We start from the raw sequence: 290 nt of genomic DNA on the forward strand, positions 1-290 counted from the left end.
TCTGGGAGTTCTGGCAGGAATCACTGCAGATGAGCTTCGCTTTGCTGTTCTTTCCGATGATGTGAAAACTTTGTCAAAAGCCCCTGGAATCGGTAAAAAAACAGCCCAGAAGCTGATCCTGGAGCTGAAGGATAAGCTCAGTCTGGAAGAAGCCTTTGAGCAGAAGCTTGCCAATGAACAGGCTCAGGCTACTACAGCTGCAGCTGGAGCAGGAATGACAGATGCCAGACAGGAAGCAGTAGAAGCACTGGTGGCACTTGGCTACAGCAGTACAGATGCCCTCCGCGCAG

1 protein-coding gene is annotated in these 290 nt (G+C 51.4%); it reads left to right on the forward strand.

All coding sequences use genetic code 11. The annotated features are described in order from the left end of the window. A partial coding sequence (ruvA, locus tag PZH32_RS13735; RefSeq protein ID WP_275208820.1) for a Holliday junction branch migration protein RuvA occupies positions 1-290 on the forward strand: 290 nt, incomplete at both ends.

The sequence above is a fragment of the Adlercreutzia equolifaciens genome, assembly GCF_029076695.1.
Taxonomy (GTDB): domain Bacteria; phylum Actinomycetota; class Coriobacteriia; order Coriobacteriales; family Eggerthellaceae; genus Adlercreutzia; species Adlercreutzia equolifaciens_A.